Below are 19,160 nucleotides of genomic sequence, written 5' to 3' on the forward strand. Positions count from 1 at the left end.
GCGTCGCCAGCACGTGAAGAGAAGAAAAATCAGGAAGCGCGCCGGTAACAACCGGCGCGTTTTACTGTATTGCGGATCTTTCCGATGCCGGAGATTTCGCATTCCACGACATCGCCATCGCGCAGGAAGCGTGGCGGCGTGAAGCCGATGCCGACGCCCTCGGGCGTGCCCGTCGCGATAATGTCACCTGGCGAAAGTGTCATGACTTTCGAGATCGTTTCAATCAACACCGGAATATCGAAGATCAGATCCCGCGTACTCGCGTTCTGGCGAACCTCACCATTCACACGGCAAATGACGCGCATGTCGCGATAATCAACTTCATCGGCGGTGATGATCCAGGGTCCCATTGGACAGAACCCGTCGGGGCTTTTTCCGAGAAACCATTGCTTGTGGCGCTGTTGAAGATCGCGGGCCGTGACGTCATTGACGATCGTGTAGCCAAATACGTGCGCCATGGCTTCATCGCGAGGTATCGCGCGGCCGCCTTTGCCAATAACGACTGCAAGTTCGCATTCATAGTCGACGGCTTGATCTAGCCCTGGAACTAAAGGGATGTCGCTCGCCGGCCCGCTGATGGTCGTCGATGGCTTCGTGAAGATGATCGGAAATTCCGGCACTGCGTCGGCCGATGAGGTGCTGCTCGAGTCAAAGCCGCTCTTGGCAAACTCGTTGGCATGAGCGCGATAGTTCTTACCCACGCACATGATATTATGCGGAGGGTTCAAGATCGGGGCCACGAGGTCGCCAAAATCAAGCGGTCTGCCCGGAGGCAAATTCGCTATTGGCTCCGCTTCCATAAGAAGCGGAATGGCCGCCGCAAAATCGCTCATAGCGCCCGCAGGCATCCCTTTGAGCACCTCGCCGAGTGGATAGTACGTCTCGGCGGTGGCATCCAAAAGAACTATGACGTCATTCGATTGGCGTTTGATCGTCGCAAATTTCATTTTTCTCTGAAGACCTTATCGCGTCTGATTGAGGCGGGCGGCTCTTGTTGGTTCAAAGCGCGGCAATCGCCGAGACTTCGATCCTGAACTCGGCGTGGACGAGCCGATTGATCATCAGCAGTGTGTTTGGCGGGTAGGCGCCGTTTGCGAAAAACTTCGGAAATTCGCGAAGGCGATAGGCCATGAATTTCGGAATTTCGTTTGGATCGACCATGTAGGTCGTGAACTGCACGACGTTGGACCAATCCGCATCGCAGCTTTGCAGGGCGGCAAAAAGGTTCGCAAAGATCTGTACGCACTGACCATCGAAATCTTCAGGTGGCACCGCTATGCCATCGGTGGAAATGCCAACTTGGCCGGCGATAAAGATGTACTCCGATGCCTTCACCCGCGTGATCTGCGAGTACTGTCCGAGGGGTTTTCCGAGCGTCGGAGGAGTGAAGATTTTGATGTCAGCCATAACGTGTCCTGTGCGCGTGAAGCTATGAACCGCCAACTTAAGTGGCAGCACGGGCATCGATTTGCCTACTGCACAGGCATGCACTGATCTCACCTCGCGGTGGGAACGCTTTCTGCATCCCGGAAATTACCAATGTGCGACTTGATCGCCCCGTCGTTCAATTGACATCATTCCAAATCCACGACATCCTTTTCAAAAATTCAAAGCAGACTGTACGCAGCTAGGTGAGAGGAAGTCGTCGGTATTAGTCCTGGTAGGCAAAGATATGGGGCCTGACGAACTCGAAGACACAGAGCAGCCATTGAGCGCTCGCCCGACTAAGGCGAGGCGCGCTGACGGCGATCTTGTTCAATCGTTGAACCGAGCCATAGCCATTCTCGAAATTTTGTCGGAAGGAGGCTGTCGGCTGAAGGATGTTTCGGCGCGCGCCAACCTCCCACCCTCGACCACTCATCGTTTGCTCACAACGCTTGAGCAGAAACGTCTCGTTCGTTTCGATCGAGAGGAAAACCTTTGGGACATCGGCAGCAATTGTTTCGCCATTGGAGCGGGCTTTTTGCGCCGAAAGCACTTCATGTCCATTGCTGTTCCGAGGATTGAATGCCTGGCGCTGCAAACAGGCGCTACGGTCAGTCTCGGGGTTCTTGAAAGCGGCAGCATTCTTCTTGTGAAGCAGGCGAAGCGCCTGCAGACCACGCCGGCGGTTCCTCCAGGAAGCAGCTTACCTGTCCACGCAACGGCGATGGGAAAGGTTCTGCTCGCAAGTTCATCGGACCTGCGTCCGTCGGCGAGCTTCGGTTTCGGCAATCTGGCGCGATTGACCGACCGTACGATTTGCGATCCGTCCGTTCTCGCAAAAGAGCTTCACACCGTTCGGGCAGGCGGCATCGCGATCGACGATGAAGAGAGCATGATGGGGCGGCGCTGCATCGCCGCCCCAATCCACAATGAACTGGGCGACTGCGTCGCGGCTGTATCGGTCACAGACACAAGCTCGCAGCTGACCGACGAGGCTGTTCGGAATCTGAGTGCGCAGGTTGCGGCTGCTGCTGCGGAAATTACGCGCAGTTCCGGCGGGTATCTCCGTCGAAAGAACAGCTTCTAATATCGCCGAAAATTTGGATGCGAAAAAGCTATCGTACTGCATTCGTGCGCGTGCGACGCTCTTTCACTGAATTTTCCGCAATCTGGGAAAGATGCCACTCCCTAGCGACACGAGGATTTAATGGAAGCTCCAGAGGAATGCGGAGCTGATGTCTCGTGCTATTTTGCCAAGGAATTAAATTCGAGTTCGAAGGTGTTCCCGTTCACGTTGTCACCGGTGGTAGTGGTTTCCCGTTACTACTGATCCATGGCTCAGGCCCAGGAGCTTCGACCTATGCGAATTGGCGTCTCGTACTCGAGCCGCTGATGCGGCGATATCAAATATTTGGAATGGACCTCATCGGATTCGGTGCCTCCGGGCGACGGGCTGCTCCTCCTTATTTCGATATCGATTTCTGGATTCGACAATGCAGAGCGATGATTGATCGCATGCCGGGGGAAAAGATCGGCGTCGTAGGGCATTCGTTATCTGGCGCACTCGCATTGAAGCTCGCTGCCGAGGAACCTCGCATTTCGAAAGTCCTCACAACCGGATCGATGGGAGCCGCATTTGCGATCAACGAAGGCACGATCCGCTGTTGGAGCTTCCCAAATGATCGCGCCGAACTCGTCGCTTTAGCAGAAACGCTAATCTATGACCGGAAGCACATCACTGAAGCCTATATAGATAATAGGATTGAGACGCTGTGGAAGGACAAAGCTTATCGGGACTATTTTATGGCTATGTTTGCAGGCGATCGACAGCGCTTTGTCAACGAGACGCTGCTGTCGTCGAATGAGCTTCGACGGATCAAAATTCCGGTTTCTATGCTGCATGGGAGAAATGACATAGCATTTCCACCTGACGTTACGATGCGGATCGCGGACGCTTTGCCGCAAGCGGATGTGGCATTGCTTGCTCATTGCTCGCACTCCATTGCATTAGAGTTCCCTGAGAAGCTCCTCTCTGCCTGTCACACACTATTCGGAGAATAGGCGCAGAGCGTCGGATTGTTGCAAGATGAGTTCCGTCCGCGTGCTGGGGTGATTCAAATGGCGGCCTGATCGCAATTCTACAGTCTTTCAAACGCTAAACGGTCTCAAAGCATTCGACGGACAGGCCTCACGCCTGAGCACGTTGGCAGGTGGCCAAGGAGGCCACCCTCGGTCGAGCGCACATCTTTCTTGATGCGCTAGGGCGCGGCATGACGTTTCATCAGGCCCTTCTATTTGCTGCGCAAGTAGGGTCCGTCATGTGCCGGCGGATTGAGGCACTGCAAACTCAAGCTTGCGAATTGAGTAATCCAAGCAGCAGGATGTTCATTCTAAGCCAGGGTACCGATAGGCGTGCATCCAAGGCGGCTTCGTAGAGGAAGCGGCCGAGGAGGAGCGAAGGGATAGCGCGCCGCACATGGCCGAAATGTCCCAATAGCTGCCGTCGCGTTCTGCTCGATCGACGCGGGGAACGCCGCCGACCATGTCCGGTGTCGGAGGTAGAGCGTCAGTCGCTCAAGTATCGATATAGTAGCTTCGGATGTCATTCAATAATTGCGTGATCTTTGGCCGCGCTGACGAGCTCGGCAACAACGCTCACGGCAAAGCTAAGCTTGCTCTTCGCACCCTTTATCAAGCCGACCGGCGCACGCAGTCTTGCTAGCTGATACGGAGCTATTCCCCTTTGGCTGAGTTCTGCAACGCGCCTTTCTGCGACTGCCTTGCTGCCCAGAACGCCTATGTAGAAGCAGTCAGAATCAAGCAATCTCTCAAGGAGAGGAATCTCCCAATCGTGCTCGTGGAAAGCGAGAATGGCTGCCGACCAACGATCGCCCTGCAGGCGTTCGATGGCTTTATCGGTGAGGGCATGGCAGTTGAGGCCGATTGAATGGATATCTTCGCGCGTTGCTGCATCGGGGCACGCGATCTCCGTGCCGAAACCTATCGCCGCCAGGAGGTGTGCAACGGCTGCAAGGGATGGGCCTGATCCTACGAGGTGAACTCTCAGCGCGGGTCTGACCACGCGGCGAAAGATATCGCAGTCGAGACGAGTTCGTTCGTCGCAGTCTTCCGTGACTTGGACGTCGTTAGAGCCCGTCACCAAGTTGGTTGTGTGAATAACAGCTTGGCGTTGATGTGAGAGCATGTGAAGGCGGGTCAGAAGGCCGATATCGATCCCCTGATCTATGAACACGTCAATCCCGCTTCCGCATGGAATTTCGATATCGAAATATGGAGAATCCTTGCTGTAGCGGATCAGGCGATTAGTTCCGCGCGCGATGCACATCCGAGCTTCTTCGACGACAGCTTTCTCCAGGCATCCGCCGGAGAGGTAGCCTGCCGAATGCCCGTCGGAAGAGACCGCCATGACGGAGCCGACGGCTCTAGGTGAGCTGCCGACGATATTCACGAGCGTGATGACGGCAAATTTAAGCCCTGTTCGATGCCAAGCCATAATGCTTGGCAAAATATCCTCTGCCGCGGCTAGGTTGCGGATCGTCGGAGCGAACAAATGGGGTTCGAATTTGTTCAACGCGACAACTCGTTATCAGTCCTCACTGTCTCGCAACTTCTGCGGACGCTCGTTGTCCATTGATGGATGCAAGAACTTTTACGATCTCGGTCATGCTGACCGTGCCGATCGGCTGGTTGGCTTCATCTATGACAACGGCATCCTGGTTCGCCGCAAGCACGACGCCTGCGGCGTTTGCCGCGAGCATTGTTCCGGGAATGCTCGGACCCCCGGCGGCGAACGACTGCGACGGCGACATGATCGATTTGACGGTGATGACGCGCCCGCGATTTACGTTGCGCGTAAAGTTCGCCACGTATTCGTTGCTCGGATTGAGAACGATTTCCTCCGGCGTTCCGATCTGCATAACCTTTCCGTCACGCATGATCGCGACGCGGGTCGCAAGTCGAATGGCTTCGTCAAAATCGTGGGTAATAAAGACCACGGTCTTCTGCATGATCTTTTGAAGTCTCAGAACTTCGTCCTGAAGCTCATGACGGATCAGCGGATCCAGAGCGGAGAATGGTTCGTCGAGAAGCCATAACTCAGGATCGACTGCAAGACTGCGCGCAATGCCGACGCGTTGTTGTTGGCCGCCCGATAACTCGTCGGGATAGGCCTTTTCTTTGCCGCTAAGGCCGACAAGCTTAACGAGTTCCCGTGCGCGCTTGGCTGTAAACGCTTGCGGCGCACCTTGGATCTCAAGCGGGAAGGCGACGTTTTCCAAAACTGTCTTGTGCGGAAGAAGCGCATAGTTCTGGAACACCATGCCCATCTGATGCCGGCGCATTTCGCTCAAGCGGTCCTCGGATGCCGTCACAAGATTTTCGCCACGGAATTCGACGCTGCCGTACGTCGGTGGCGCCAGCTGGCAAATCGCGCGGAGCAGAGTGGACTTTCCCGATCCCGACAGCCCCATGATCACGAACGTCTCGCCGACTTCGATATCGAAGCTGACGTCGCGCACGGCTGCGAACAGACCCATCTGCGTCATCGTATCGACGGACGGGGGAGAGGGATATTTGCCAAGAAGGCCCGGCAGGTTCGCGCCGAAGATTTTCCAAACGTTGCGCATGCTGAGTGCCGGCACGCGCTTGGGCTTTTCGACAGTTACAGATTTCGACTGCATCACAGGGGGTCCTTCATTCCGCGATGTCTTTGCGCAAATCCTCTGAGCAGGCGATCGGCGACAACGCCGATGGCTGCGATGCCGAAGCCAGCTGTCAGCGCTTGGCCGGGATTGGCATGTGAAATGGCGAGGATGGTTTCGTGTCCGAGATCGGTCGTGCCAATCAAGGCGGTGACAACGACTGTCGCGAGAGCCATCAGCATCGATTGGCTGACGCCCAGAAGGAATTGCGGGAGGGCCGCTGGCAGTTCGATCGTCCAAAGCAGCTGCCACGGACTACAACCAACCTGACGTCCGACTTCGCGCAACTCCGAGGGGACGCTGCGGAAAGCCGCTTCGGTGTACCGTATGATCGGACAGATCGCGAAGCAGACGATCGCAAAGATCGACGGCACATCACCCGATCCGAACAGCATGACCGCCGGGATCAGATAGATGAAGGGCGGCATTGTCTGCATCGTGTCGACGATGGGCAGGACGGCTTTTGCGGCACGCGCCGAGCGTCCCGCTATGACGCCGAGAGGCGCGCCGATCAGAATCGACAACAGGACTCCGGCTGCGCACAGATAGAAGGTCTGAATCGCTCGGTCCCAAAGGCCGCTGACCGCTAGGAAAGCCGTTAACGATCCAAGAAATGCTGCTTGCCGCCACCCTCCGGTGCGCCATGCTCCTGCGATGACAAGAAGAACAACGAAGCTCCACGGCAGCGACAGCAGCGCCGCACGTACAGGCATTAGGATATCGAGAAGCAGAAACGTCTTGAGTGCGTCGAGCGGGCCGTAAATCAATCCGACGACGTTATCGACGATATTATCGACGTAGCGCGCCGTCGAGATCGTCCAGCTTTCGGGATAGTGCGCGAGCGGCGGGTAGACGAATGATATTAGTGTCGGAACAAGCAGGCACAGACCGATAACGATCCAGAATGATCGCCGCGATGTTTCCTCGCGCCGATGCTTGCGATTGCTGATGGCTTGGAGATAGCGATCGATGAGGATGGCCATGAGTGTGATGCCGGTACCCGCAACGAGACCGGCACCGAGCGCTAGGCGTTGAAGCGCGAGAAGGACATCGTTACCGATACCGCCTGCTCCGATCAGTGCAGCAAGAATGACCGTCGAGAACGATAGCATGACGACCTGATTGACGCCGAGTTGCAACCTCGGCCACGCTGTCGGCACCAGGACTTTCCATAGAAACTGCGAGCGGCTGCAGCCGAGCGAACGGCCGAGTTCGCCAACGCGCGCTTCCGCTTCCTCTAAGCCGAGCGCGGTGCTACGCACCATCGGAGGCGCCCCAAAGATGACGATCGCGATGATCGCCGGTGCACCACCGAGGCCGAAGAAAATGATGAGCGGCACGAGATAGGAGAAAATCGGGATCGTCTGCGCCTGATCGAGCAGGAACAGGATGGTCGCACGGCGCGACGGATGTCGATAAAGATAAAGGCCGCCGAGAAATCCGAGGGCGATGCCAAGCGGGACAGCGACGATCATCTGGCTGAGCGTCACCATCATGCTGTCCCACAGCCCGAATAGAAGCAGGAACGCGCACGTGATCGCGGCGAGGGCAGCAAGTCCGAACCCGCGAGCGTGATAACAAACGACAGTCGCGGCGAATGTTACGCCAAGCCAGGAAAGCGGTGGCAGGATTTGGACGGCTTGATCGCCGTATCCACGGCTCACGCCGGTCTGCAGCACTGCCTGAAGCAGAGAAATCGGGGCATTGAGAAGCGGAACCGACCATCTGAAGATGGATTGAACGGAAATTCCGAGCGCAATCGGAGCAGAGAGTGCGTTGAAGACCGCATTGATCATCCGGTCGAACGGAATGATCCACGCTTCAGGCCAGGAAGCGAGCGCTGTAAAAGCCCAAGACAAGGGAATAGCCGCAAACGCAGCGACAATAACGATCTTGGACACGAGTGAGAGATACGCGCGCAATTTTGCGCGCGTATCCGTGCCCATTCCTACCCCCGTCAGAATGGTCACTGCGTCCACTTCGACCACCGGTCCTTGTTCGCGGCGATCCAGCCATCGACGACAGTATCAAGAGGTTTGCCTTCGTTGGCGATCTCGCCGGTCAGGTGACCGTATTCATCGTTGGTCATCGTGAACGACTTCATCAGAGCATAGGCTTTTGGCCATTTCTTCTCAGCATCTGCGTTTGCAAACTTGACGATAGGAGCGGCTTTCTTCTCGCAGCCAAACCCCTTCTTGGGGCAATCATCGGTGTAGGGCGGCAGATCGACAAACTCGCCCTTGTACGCAAGCGGCGCCCAATGCGGCGTGTAGAGCCAAGCGAGAATTGGTTGCTTGCGCTGGTATGCGGCTTTCACTTGCGCGAGCAGAGCTGCCTCGGAACCGGCGTGAACGATCTGAAAATTCAGGCCGAGTGTTTTGATCCGTTCATCATCGTTTCCGCCCCAATCTTCCGGGTTGAGAAGCAGGCGGCCTTTGTCACCGGTCTCAGGCGTTGCGAAAAGCTTGGCGCACGCGTTGAGCGCCTTCCAGTCTGGTAGGCCAGGGCATTTGGCTTTGACATATTCGGGGTACCAATAGCGATCCCAGCCAACGAGTCCCGTCGGGCCGATTTCGACTGTTTTCCCGGTTTTAAGGGATGCTTCGGCCATGTCGGCCTCGGACGACATCCAGATTTCGGTGACGAACGTAACGTCGCCCGTTTGCAGTCCGGTGAAAACCGCAGTCGCGTCTACCGGAACGACCTTAACGTTGTAGCCCATCTTTTCGAGCAGCTTCTTCACGATGTTGCTCGTGATCGTGCTCCCGGTCCAATCCTGCTGACCAATGACGATCGGGTCGGTGGATTCGGGACCGGCGTTGGCGATTGAACTTCCGGCGAAGCAGCTTGCCACCATGGCGATGGCCGCCACGCCCCCGCGCATGCGGCGAACGACATCTAAGAACGACATTTTCCGTGTGTCTCCTGTTTAGTTGCGAAGATCTCAGGCGTGCCCCATCGTTCCCGCTCAGGTCATATTCCTGAGCGGGCGGTTTTCGTTTCTCAGCTGTGCGTGCGTTTTAGAGCACGGCGCAGACGGACTTCACTTCAGTGAATGTGCGGATGGCTTCGGAGCCTTCTTCGCGGCCCCAACCGGACTGCTTGAAGCCGCCGAAAGGAAGCGCCGGGTCGTAGAAATTGTGCGCATTGATCCACACGCTACCGGCCTTGATCCGTTTCGCCATCTTGTGCGCGACAGAGATGTCTCGCGTCCAAACGCTGGCGGCGAGGCCATAGATCGTGTTGTTCGCCTTAGCCGCAATCGCGTCGAGCTCATCATCGCTGAACGACTGAGCGCACAGCACCGGCCCGAAAATTTCCTCGCGCACGACCGACATGCTGTCCGTCGTGTTGGCGAGGATTGTCGGCTGCATGAAGAAGCCGGCGCTGCCGATGCGTTCTCCGCCTGTTACGACCTCGGCGCCTTCCTGCTTGCCTTGATCGAGGAAGCCCATGACCTTCTGAAGCTGCGCCGAAGAGATCATCGGGCCCATCGTCGTGTCGGGCTCAAGCCCGTGGCCGATCTTCAGTTTTTTGCTTTCCTCGGCGATGCCTTCGAGCACGCGATCGTGGATCGACTTGTGCACATAAAGCCTAGTGCCCGCCGTACAGACCTGGCCCTGATGGAAGAAGATCGCGCTGGCCAGACCCGGAATGGCCTTATCGAGATCGGCATCCGGAAAGACGACCATAGGCGACTTGCCGCCGAGTTCTAGCGTTACACGTTTGAGGTTGCCCGTTGCGGCTTGCGCGATTTTTCTGCCCGTCGCGACGGAGCCAGTGAAGGCGACCTTGTCGACACCTTCATGTTCGACAAGCGCGGAGCCTGCAGGCGAACCATATCCGGTCACAACGTTGATGACGCCGGGCGGGAAGCCGACCTCTTCCGCGATCTCGGCGAACCGCAGTGTGCTCAGAGGCGTCAGCTCAGATGGCTTGACGACGCACGTGCAGCCGACAGCAAGAAGCGGCGCGAGCTTATAGGCGGTCAGAACCAGCGGGAAGTTCCACGGCGTGATCGCAGCAACTACACCGACTGGCTCACGCTGCGTGAAGGCGTGATACTCGCCTGGAGCCGAGAGCGAAACAGTCTCGCCTGAGGCCTTTCCTGCCCACCCTGCCATATAGTGATAGATATTGGCGGTCAGGCCGACGTCGACATATTTCGCATAGGCGAGCGGCTTGCCGCAGTCGATGGCTTCGATTTCCGCCAATTCATCGCCAAGCTCTTCAAGCCTGCGCGCGAGCTTGCTGATCAGCTTACCGCGTTCGAGACCGGGCATATTGGCCCACACGCCGCTTTCGAAAGCCTTCCGAGCGGCTGCGACGGCCTTATCAATATCGGCGGCAACCGCGGCCGTCGCGCTGCTGATAACGTTTCCCGTTCCGGGATCGACGACGTCGATCCTTTCGCCCGAAACGCCTTCCGTCCACGCGCCGTCGATATAGAGTTTGTGCTTGCGCGCGAAGAACTCTTGGGTCTTGGCCGACGGAGTGGGTATCGTGACATTGATATTCATGGCGGCGTTCCTTTGAGTGCCTCTCAGGCTGCGGCGGCGGATTTTGAGCTGGAGAAATTGTATGCGGCAGCGATGATCTCGGCTGCGCGTTCGCCGATGATGACCGTCGGCGCCATGGTGTTTCCTGTCGAGATTGCCGGCATGATCGACGCATCGGCAATGCGCAGACCTTCGATGCCGTAGACTTTGAGATTGCCGTCAACGACCGACATCGCATCCCGTCCCATCTTTGCCGTGCAGCTCTCGTGGAAGTAGGTGCCGGCGGCATTGCGGACGAAGTTCTCCATGTCTGCGCCCTTGAGATCGCCCGGCATGCATTCGCGCTTGCGGTACGGCGCGCAGAATTCCGAATTGCCGATATCGCGGCACATCTCAACGCAGCGAACCATCGCCTTCATATCGGTATCTGTGCTGAGGAAGTTCGCGAAGATGAGAGGTGCGTCGAACGGATTGGAACTTGCGAGCTTGATCTCGCCGCGGCTGTCGGGACGCGCCAGGCCAGGAGCAAGCGTCCATGCCGATGCCGGTCCGATGGGCAAGTCGAAATCCTTCGCCGTCACTTCGCTGCCGAACGGCGTCTCTTCCAGAACCGGCATGAGGTCCGGTGTCTTGAGACCCGAATGCGATTTCGCATAAAAGACGAATTCAGCAGCGTTGTTCCGCGGCGGCTCGGGCACGATGTATTCCCAGCAGCAACCTGCAAGCAGGATGTGATCCTGGAAATTCTTGCCGACGCCCGGTAGGTGCTGACGAACGTCGATGTTGTGCCGTTTCAGTTCGGCTTCATCACCGATGCCGGAGAGCATCAGTATTTTAGGCGTGTTGATCGCGCCAAGCGACAGCACGACTTCTTTGTCTGCCGAAACCGTGAAGCTCTGTCCGCGACGGACGAAATTCACGCCCGTAACGCGTTTTCCGATGAACGTCAGGCCCGTGATTTCCGCGCACATCAGGATGTGAAGATTGGGGCGATCCATATACGGGTGAAGGTAGGTCGCCGACATCGAAACACGCTGATTGCCGTTTTGAACAAGGACGTTCGGCAGGCCGCAACCGCCGTCACCTTCCATCGCTTCGCCGTTGATGTCTTCGACGAAGGGAATACCGATTGCCTCGGCGCCTTTGATAAGACCTGCAACCAACGGAATGGGATCTTCAGGTTGGAGAATGTTGAGCAGGCCATCGGTACCGCGGCGCTTCGCGTCAGCGGGGCCATTCCATTTTTCAATACGGCGGTAGATCGCCAGGATGGATTCATAATTCCAGTCTTGGTCGCCCGCTTCTTCCGCCCAGAATTCAAAGTCGTGCTTGTGCCCGCGCGCCCAGACCGATCCATTGATCGACGAGCCGCCGCCCAACAGCTTGCCCATCGGAAGCAACGGGGTGCGCCCGTTGACAGTCGGCGAGGGTTGCGCCTTGAAGCCCCAATCGCGTTCGGTGCCGATGTTCCACATCCATTGCGTAGAATCGATGACCGACGGCACCCGATCGCTGCCGCCCGCTTCAAGCAGCAGGACATTGACGTTCGGATTTTCAGCGAGACGCCGTGCGACAACGCACCCAGCCGATCCGCCGCCGCAGACGATAAAGTCGTAAGACGATCTGATCGTCTCCGTCATGATCTCGCGGTCGGGAGAAAGTGCGGAAAGGGGTGAGGATGTCATGACAGGAGTTCCCGTTGGTGAGTTGGTCAGATTTTCGATATCGTTTCGGCGTCGCATGCGGGCGCCGTAATTTTCTTGTGGGCTGGGCGCTGTTTGAGCGCGTGGGAAGAGGTGATGCCGATGTCACATCGCTTCCGGACATATCCGGCGAAGTGAGCGATACGCAGCCCGTTTCGGCGATCAGACAAGCTTTCGTCTCTCTTTCTCAAGACCAGGAATTTAGAGAGTGTACGCTATTTCTCTTGTTCTATATCTGACGCTAAAACTTCGTGCAATATAGGGCCCTGCTCAAATAAAATGCATTTGTGCAAGTAAATATTGCAAATGGTAGGGTAAATGACGGATTCGTAAGATGCCGTGGGTCACAACATATCCGTAAACAGAACAAGCGTAGGCACTATACTGGCGCGATCTGCTGCGACGGAATGGGAAGACGCTACGTTATGAACGGAACTCTAATGCGTCGAAACTGCTCGGGCGGCGCCGATGGCTTCGGGCAAATCGCTCCATGCGGCTTTCGATGGCGCAAAACGGGCACGCAAATATGCCAATAGCTCGGCAAGCTGCTCATCGTCGAGCACGGTTTTGAAGGAGGGCATGGACATGATCTCCGTGCCCTTGCGTCCGACTTTTTGAGCGAGAATCTCGGGCGCATCGACGCCATTCAATATCGCCTGCAGGACGTTGTTCGGCTTGTCGGTGTGCAGGTTGCTATTGAGAAACAACGGCGCGAGGATCTCATCCTGCGTGTGGCAGGAGGCGCAGGCGCCCTTGAAAAGACGCTCGCCGCGTGGAGCGATAAGCGCGGCCTGAGCTTCGGCAGCAGAGCTAGCCGACGCTGCCGCTGCGATCTGGGCAGAGGCATCGGCATTTCCAGCCTCGGGCTTTTGCATGCTTGCGAGATAATGCGCCATCGCTCGTATGTCCTGGTCGGGAAGGGGGACAAGCGATGCGACGACGGGAGCCATCGGTCCGGCAGCGCTGCCATGGTGGGGCGTGTGGCCGGAGCGCAGATAGTCGTAGAACGCTGCTTCCGTCCAGCGAACGGGTGAGCGCGCCTCGCCATTGAGCGCGGGTGCTTCCCAGCCATCGGCAAAGCCGCCTGATAAATGCGCTTTGCCGCCTGTTTCGGCCCCAAGAATATTTCGGGGCGAGTGGCACGCTGAGCAATGGCCGAGCGTTTCGACAAGATACGCGCCGCGATTCCACTCTGTCGTTTCTGTGGAATCATAGGGGAAGGGCTTCGCATTTAGGAACAGCGCGTTCCATCCCGCCATTAGCCCTCGCACATTAAATGGAAAGCGGAGCTTTGTTTCGGGAGCTTTCGTTGAAACCGGGGCTTGCGTCATCAAGTAGGCGTAGAGCGCCTGCAGATCCGCCTCGCTGGTGCCTGCGAAGGACGTGTACGGGTGCGCCGGATAGAGATGATGGCCGTCGCGGCTGATGCCATCGCGCATCGCCCGTTCGAATGCCGGATAGGACCAGCTTCCGACGCCGTTTTTCTCATCCGGTGTGATGTTGGTCGCATAGATTGCGCCGAATGGCGTGTCGAGCCGGCGGCCGCCCGCGAATGCTTCGCCGTTGGGCCCGACATGACAAACGTTGCAAGCGCCTGCGGCTGCGGCGAGCCGCCCGCGCTCGATCGTTGCGGCGCTGTACGTTGTCAAATCGGGGCGAGGAATAGGGTCGATTGCCGGACGCCAGGGCGAGCCAATAGTAAGCAGACCCGCCGCGGCTGCTACGAAACTCGACAGTCCGATGTTTCGCAGCCACTTGAGCTTCTTTTTCGGTTGCGGCTCGGCGCGGAGCGGGGTTCCGCCGAGTGCCGCCAAGACCCGTTCCGGAGTAAGCGGCAGCTCGCGAAAGCGAACCCCTGTTGCATCGAAGACGGCATTGCAGATCGCCGCCGCGCTAGGGACGGACGCAGATTCTCCGACGCCAAGCGGCGGTTCCTCTGGCCGCGGGATCATCAGGACATCGATTTCCGGCACTTCAGGGAACGTGATGAGTGGATACCCACCCCACTCCTGGCTTTTGACGGCGGTCGATGAAAATTCGACCTGCTCCTTCAGCACACGACTGGTCGACTGAATGATGTTGCCGTGAATTTGGTGGCGTACACCGGCGGGATTGATCATCATCCCGGAGTCTTGACCGCATATCACGCGTGTTACGGCGATCTCGCCGGTCTTGCGGTTGACGGCGACGTCGGCGACCCAGGCCGCCCATGCGGCTGCAGTGCCCGGAAATTTGCCATGGACGTAGACGGCATAAGCAAAGCCGCGGCCGTAAAGTAAATCGCCTTCTCCACCGAGCGTCTGCGGCTTCGTGTGCGGAACCCATTTCGCGCGTTCCGCTACGGCACGAACGAGGTCGATTGCACGAGGGTCCGTGAGATAGCGCAAACGATATTCGATCGGATCGACAGCCGCCGAAGTCGCAAGCTCGTCGATGAAGGACTCGTGCGCAAACGAATTCGGTAGCGCAGAAACGCCGCGAAACCATGACGCGCGCGCGATGGGCGGCATGTCGTGAACGGTGACGCGCAGGTTGCTGTAAGCGTAGGGCGGGATCGCCGTTCGATCGCCCATCTGCACCGTATCGGCGACCGCCGCGACCTTGCCCGTCAACAGCAGCGATAGCGTCGGGGAAAGATTGGAGGGATAGCGCGTTTCGAAGTCGTAGGCGGCCGGACCGCCTTCGAGATCAAGGCCGCCCCTGACGTCGATGACCTGCGCGGCGCCTTTCGGCTCCCATGCGTGTTCTTGCTCGCGTGTCAGCTGTACGCGAACCGGTTTGCCAACCGCACGCGATAACAGGGCCGCATCGGCCGTGACGTCGTCGGCGCAATTGCGGCCGTAGCAACCGGCGGCCTCTAGGCGCTCGACCGTGATGCGATCTTCGGGCATGTCGAGCAGAAGGCTCAGATCCCGCCGCATTGGAAAAGGGTTCTGCGTCCCAGACCAGACGGTCAACGCATCATCGCGATAATCGGCGACGGCGCAGGAAGGGCCGATAGAACCGTGCATCTGATAGGGCCAGACGTAGGTCCGATTCATCGGTTCCGTCGCGCCTTCGAGGGCTTGATCGACATTGCCGCGATCCGCCAATTTGCGCGGCGTTGCGGGATTTGCGCGAAGCGCATTCTCGGGAAAGTTTAAATCCGGCTGGCCGGGCGGCGAATGCCACACGGTTTTGAGCTGAGCGGCAGCCAACGCCGCGTTCTCTTCGCGTGTCGCGACGATGCCGACGAAATCTCCGATGATGATGACCGAGACGATGCCCGGAATATGAGCGATCGAATTTCTATCGACGGAAATCAGGCTTCGCCCGACATGCTCTCCATGGTCAAACCCGCCGTAAGGCGGACGCACGACGCGGCCGTGGAGCATGCCGGCGACGCGGACGTCGTGGACGTAGGTCCATCGACCCGTTGCCTTGGCTGGGATATCGACGCGCGCTTGCGATGCGCCGACAATGCGATATTGCGAGACGGGTTTCAGAGGTGCATCGGGATCGATATTTAATCGGATGCGCTGACCGGCGATGAGTTCACCGAACGTCGCGCTCTCATTGCTGCCTGTCGTGCTTCGTATCACGCCTTCTTCGACAACGAGGTCGCTGGGTTCGGCGCGAAGATGGCGAGCGGCGGCCTGCAGAAGGTGATGTTTTGCAGTCGCTGCTGCCCGACGGAGCGGATTAGCTGCAACCTGGATTGTCTCGCTGGCTATTGTCGCACCCTGGTCGGGGGTGACGGACGTGGTGCCGAGCACCATCGAGACGTGCTCGAACCGAACGTCGAGTTCTTCCGCAATGATCTGTGCGAGCGATGTTCTTATGCCCGTACCGAGATCGACGTGACCGTTAAACCCGGTAACGCGGCCCATCGCATCGATGGCGATAAAAAGCTCGAGCGGTCCATCCGGCTGCTTGGTGGCAACGACCGTCAACATGTCGCCCTGATCGAGATAGGCCACCGACGTGCTTTCAATGTTGCCCGGCATTGCCACTCTCGTTTTTGTCGTTATCAGCGGTTTGGTGGATGTCGTGCTGTTCGCTTGGCGATCTTGGCTGCTGTTTGCGCTTGGCGGCTGCGTGCCGGACCGCTGCCAGAATTTCGACGTGCGTACCGCAACGGCACAGATTGTGTTTCAGGGCCGTGCGGATATCCTGATCACTGGGATCGTCGTTTCTCTGCAGAAGAGCGACGGACGAGATGATCATCCCGTTAAGGCAATACCCGCACTGCGCTGCCGACTGCTCAATAAAAGCCTGTTGCACGGGGTGAAGTGCATCATTCTCGCCGAGACCTTCCAGCGTAACGATTCGTCGCGCGCCAACCGATCCTAGCGCGATCGTGCACGATCGCACGGCGCGTCCTTCGATCAATACGCTGCACGCGCCGCATTCACCCAGCCCGCACCCGTACTTGGGGCCGTTGAGCTCGAGGTCGTTCCTTAGGATGTAGAGCAGCGGCGTTTGAGGGTCCGCGCAGACGGTGACCTGCTTGTTATTGACGTGAAGCTCGACGGCGCCAGCCTTAGTCGTGCACAAATTCGTGCATCTCCGTTGCGCTCAGACGACCATGCTTCGATGCGCAAGGTCTCAACCTCTTTGATGCCTCGGATAGCATCGAATATCCAAGCGACGCAATAACAAGCGTATACGCTTTTAATGCCGAGATGCCATTAATGGCGCCCGTCGGCAAAAGTGTCTATAAAAGGCTATTTTGCTAAGTTTATGTGCACTAATGCTAATAGTTAGTCACACAAAGCGCTTGCCAACAATAGTGTGTACGCTTAAATGGCGTCATCGAGACGCCCTGTAGGCGCTTGCACATCCTCTTACTCTGCAATGATTGATATGCCAAAGCACAAGAAGACGATCGCGATTATCGGTGCCGGACTCGGAGGTGCTGCAGCTGCCGCGCTGCTTCAGCATGCCGGTTTCGAGGTGCAGCTCTATGAGCAGGCGTTCGGCTTTTCCCGCCTCGGTGCGGGTATCCACATGGGACCGAACGTTCTCAAGATTTTCCGGCGCATCGGCATCGACCAAAAACTCGCCGAGATCAGCAGCAAGCCGAAATTCTGGTTCAGCCGCGACGGTATAACCGGCAAATACCTATCGCGCATTCCGCTTGAGGGTTACGGCGCGACCTATTGCACTGTTCATCGCGGCGATCTTCATAAGTTGCAGATTGCAGCACTTCAGCCTGGAACGTTGCATTTCGATAAGCGCCTCAAGCAGATCGATGATGGCGGGAACGACGTTTATCTCGAGTTCGAGGATGGCACCTCCGCGCGTGCGGATATCGTCATTGGCGCCGACGGGATTAACTCGCGTGTCCGCGAAATTCTACTTGGCGTCGAAAAACCGAATTATAGCGGCTGGGTCGGTCACCGGGCTGTTATCCCCGCGGACAAACTGAAAAAGTACAATCTCGATTTCGAGGAATGCGTGAAGTGGTGGGGCCCGGACCGTCACATGATGGTCTATTTCACGACCGGCGATCGCAGCGAATACTACTACGTGACGGGCGTTCCGCACGACGCCTGGGATTTTAAAGACCCGTTTGTCCAAAGCAGCCGGGAAGAGATGGCGGATGCCTTCAAAGGCTATCATCCCGTTATCGAGGCACTCATCGACGCGACGGACGAAGTTACGAAGTGGCCGCTTTTTAATCGCAATCCGCTACCGCTCTGGAGCAAGGGAAGGCTGGTTCTGCTCGGCGATGCGTGCCACCCGATGAAGCCGCACATGGCGCAAGGTGCCGCCATGGCGATCGAAGACGGAGCGATGCTTGCACGTTGTCTCGGCGAGACGGGCATCGAGAACTATTCGAGCGCATTCAAGCTTTATGAATCCAATCGTCGAGACCGCGCAACGCGTGTCCAGACAGTATCGAACGCCAACACGTTCCTGCTTACGCAGGAAGACCCGGCCTGGGTCTATGGCTACGATCTTTATGCCGAGCCCTTGAAGAGCGAGGCAATTGCGTGATGGCCGGTCCGCTCCACGGCGCGAACGTCTTCGCAAACGGCATTCGTCAGCATTACTTGCGTTACGGCGGCAAGGGGCGCGCGGTCATTCTCATTCCCGGCATTACGAGCCCGGCGATTACATGGGGGTTCGTTGCCGAACGCTTGGCGAAAGATCATGACGTCTACGTTATAGATGCGCGCGGCCGCGGGCTGTCGTCGACCGGGCCGGATCTCGACTACGGCCTTGATGCGATGGCCGCAGACGTTGTCGAACTCGCAAAGGTCTTGAAGCTAGAGAAGCCGGCACTCCTCGGTCATTCCATGGGTGCCCGTGTTGCGGTTCGTGCGGTTGCCGGTGATAAATCCGCCTTTTCACGCGCCGTTTTGGTCGATCCGCCGGTGTCGGGTCCAGGCCGACGGCCCTATCCGAGCAAGCTTGAGTGGTACGTCGATTCCATTCGTCTCGCCGTGAAGGGCATCGACGCCGAGGGCATGCGTGCTTTCTGCCCGACGTGGACGGACGAACAGCGCGCGCTCCGCGCCGAGTGGCTTCATACCTGCTTCGAGCCTGCGATTGTTACGGCATTCGAGGACTTCCACAAAGACGACATCTTTCCCAGCGTTCCGAGTCTTTCGCTGCCCGCAATGCTCATGGTCGCCGGTCGCGGCGGAGTGATTACCCAGCAGGATGTCGATGAGTTCAGGGCGCTGAAACCGGATATCGAAGTCGTCCGCGTGGAGAACGCCGGTCACATGATTCCATGGGATGACTTCGACGGTTTCTTCGACGCGCTTGGAAATTTCCTCGTTCGATAACTCGACAGCCGAAGAACGAGAAGAAGCTAAAAA

At 57.6% G+C, this 19,160-nt stretch carries 15 protein-coding genes; 5 read left to right on the forward strand and 10 right to left on the reverse strand.

All coding sequences use genetic code 11. The features are described from left to right. Positions 1–29 precede the first annotated feature (29 nt). A complete protein-coding gene (locus HYP802_RS0104145) occupies positions 30–947 on the reverse strand; it encodes a fumarylacetoacetate hydrolase family protein (RefSeq protein WP_013945839.1) in 918 nt (305 codons plus the stop codon). 52 nt (positions 948–999) lie between these two features. After that, positions 1,000–1,407: a RidA family protein gene (locus HYP802_RS0104150; protein WP_024275217.1), complete on the reverse strand. Its 408-nt coding sequence runs from the start codon at positions 1,405–1,407 to the stop codon at positions 1,000–1,002. 574 nt (positions 1,408–1,981) lie between these two features. Between HYP802_RS0104150 and HYP802_RS0104155 the strand changes: the two genes are divergently transcribed. Both HYP802_RS0104155 and HYP802_RS0104160 read left to right on the forward strand, forming a co-directional pair. Further along, positions 1,982–2,512 (forward strand): IclR family transcriptional regulator C-terminal domain-containing protein, encoded by a 531-nt coding sequence (locus HYP802_RS0104155; protein WP_244420956.1) that lies wholly within the window; start codon positions 1,982–1,984, stop codon positions 2,510–2,512. A gap of 155 nt (positions 2,513–2,667) precedes the next feature. Then, the gene (locus HYP802_RS0104160) at positions 2,668–3,486 is read left to right on the forward strand and encodes an alpha/beta hydrolase (protein ID WP_013945842.1); all 819 of its coding nucleotides are present in this window, start codon (positions 2,668–2,670) and stop codon (positions 3,484–3,486) included. Between the two features lie 541 nt (positions 3,487–4,027). On the opposite strand, the gene HYP802_RS0104170 is transcribed toward HYP802_RS0104160, so the two are convergent. The 6 genes from HYP802_RS0104170 to HYP802_RS0104195 all read right to left on the reverse strand — a co-directional run bounded on the left by HYP802_RS0104170 (position 4,028) and on the right by HYP802_RS0104195 (position 12,330). Beyond that, entirely contained in the window at positions 4,028–4,939 is a 912-nt protein-coding gene (locus tag HYP802_RS0104170; RefSeq protein WP_155831137.1) for an XdhC family protein, read from the reverse strand. 100 nt (positions 4,940–5,039) lie between these two features. Next, positions 5,040–6,125 carry an ATP-binding cassette domain-containing protein gene (locus HYP802_RS0104175; RefSeq protein ID WP_013945844.1) on the reverse strand — a complete coding sequence of 362 codons (1,086 nt, stop codon included), beginning with the start codon at positions 6,123–6,125 and terminating at the stop codon, positions 5,040–5,042. Then, positions 6,125–8,092 carry an ABC transporter permease subunit gene (locus HYP802_RS0104180; RefSeq protein ID WP_024275219.1) on the reverse strand — a complete coding sequence of 656 codons (1,968 nt, stop codon included), beginning with the start codon at positions 8,090–8,092 and terminating at the stop codon, positions 6,125–6,127. The genes HYP802_RS0104175 and HYP802_RS0104180 overlap by 1 nt, the downstream gene beginning before the upstream one ends. Positions 8,093–8,112: 20 nt before the next feature. Beyond that, positions 8,113–9,057 (reverse strand): ABC transporter substrate-binding protein, encoded by a 945-nt coding sequence (locus HYP802_RS0104185; RefSeq protein ID WP_013945846.1) that lies wholly within the window; start codon positions 9,055–9,057, stop codon positions 8,113–8,115. Positions 9,058–9,166: 109 nt separating this feature from the next. Next, on the reverse strand, positions 9,167–10,666 hold the full coding sequence (locus tag HYP802_RS0104190) for an aldehyde dehydrogenase family protein (protein ID WP_013945847.1): 1,500 nt from the start codon (positions 10,664–10,666) through the stop codon (positions 9,167–9,169). Positions 10,667–10,689: 23 nt separating this feature from the next. Beyond that, positions 10,690–12,330 carry a GMC family oxidoreductase N-terminal domain-containing protein gene (locus tag HYP802_RS0104195; protein WP_013945848.1) on the reverse strand — a complete coding sequence of 547 codons (1,641 nt, stop codon included), beginning with the start codon at positions 12,328–12,330 and terminating at the stop codon, positions 10,690–10,692. 17 nt (positions 12,331–12,347) lie between these two features. Between HYP802_RS0104195 and HYP802_RS23480 the strand changes: the two genes are divergently transcribed. Beyond that, the gene (locus tag HYP802_RS23480; protein WP_155831139.1) at positions 12,348–12,587 is read left to right on the forward strand and encodes a hypothetical protein; all 240 of its coding nucleotides are present in this window, start codon (positions 12,348–12,350) and stop codon (positions 12,585–12,587) included. A gap of 198 nt (positions 12,588–12,785) precedes the next feature. Here the strand turns inward: HYP802_RS23480 and HYP802_RS0104200 are convergent, their stop codons facing one another. After that, a complete protein-coding gene (locus HYP802_RS0104200; RefSeq protein ID WP_245261525.1) occupies positions 12,786–16,283 on the reverse strand; it encodes a molybdopterin cofactor-binding domain-containing protein in 3,498 nt (1,165 codons plus the stop codon). A 34-nt stretch (positions 16,284–16,317) separates the two neighbouring features. Then, positions 16,318–16,884 (reverse strand): (2Fe-2S)-binding protein, encoded by a 567-nt coding sequence (locus tag HYP802_RS23160; protein WP_081740939.1) that lies wholly within the window; start codon positions 16,882–16,884, stop codon positions 16,318–16,320. A 309-nt stretch (positions 16,885–17,193) separates the two neighbouring features. Here HYP802_RS23160 and HYP802_RS0104210 point away from each other — a divergent pair, with 309 nt between their 5' ends. Continuing rightward, positions 17,194–18,330 carry an FAD-dependent monooxygenase gene (locus HYP802_RS0104210; RefSeq protein WP_024275222.1) on the forward strand — a complete coding sequence of 379 codons (1,137 nt, stop codon included), beginning with the start codon at positions 17,194–17,196 and terminating at the stop codon, positions 18,328–18,330. Further along, on the forward strand, positions 18,327–19,127 hold the full coding sequence (locus tag HYP802_RS0104215) for an alpha/beta hydrolase (protein WP_085941676.1): 801 nt from the start codon (positions 18,327–18,329) through the stop codon (positions 19,125–19,127). Before HYP802_RS0104210 ends, HYP802_RS0104215 begins: the two co-directional genes overlap by 4 nt. Positions 19,128–19,160: the final 33 nt, after the last annotated feature.

Source organism: Hyphomicrobium sp. 802 (genome assembly GCF_000526135.1).
Lineage (GTDB): Bacteria > Pseudomonadota > Alphaproteobacteria > Rhizobiales > Hyphomicrobiaceae > Hyphomicrobium_B.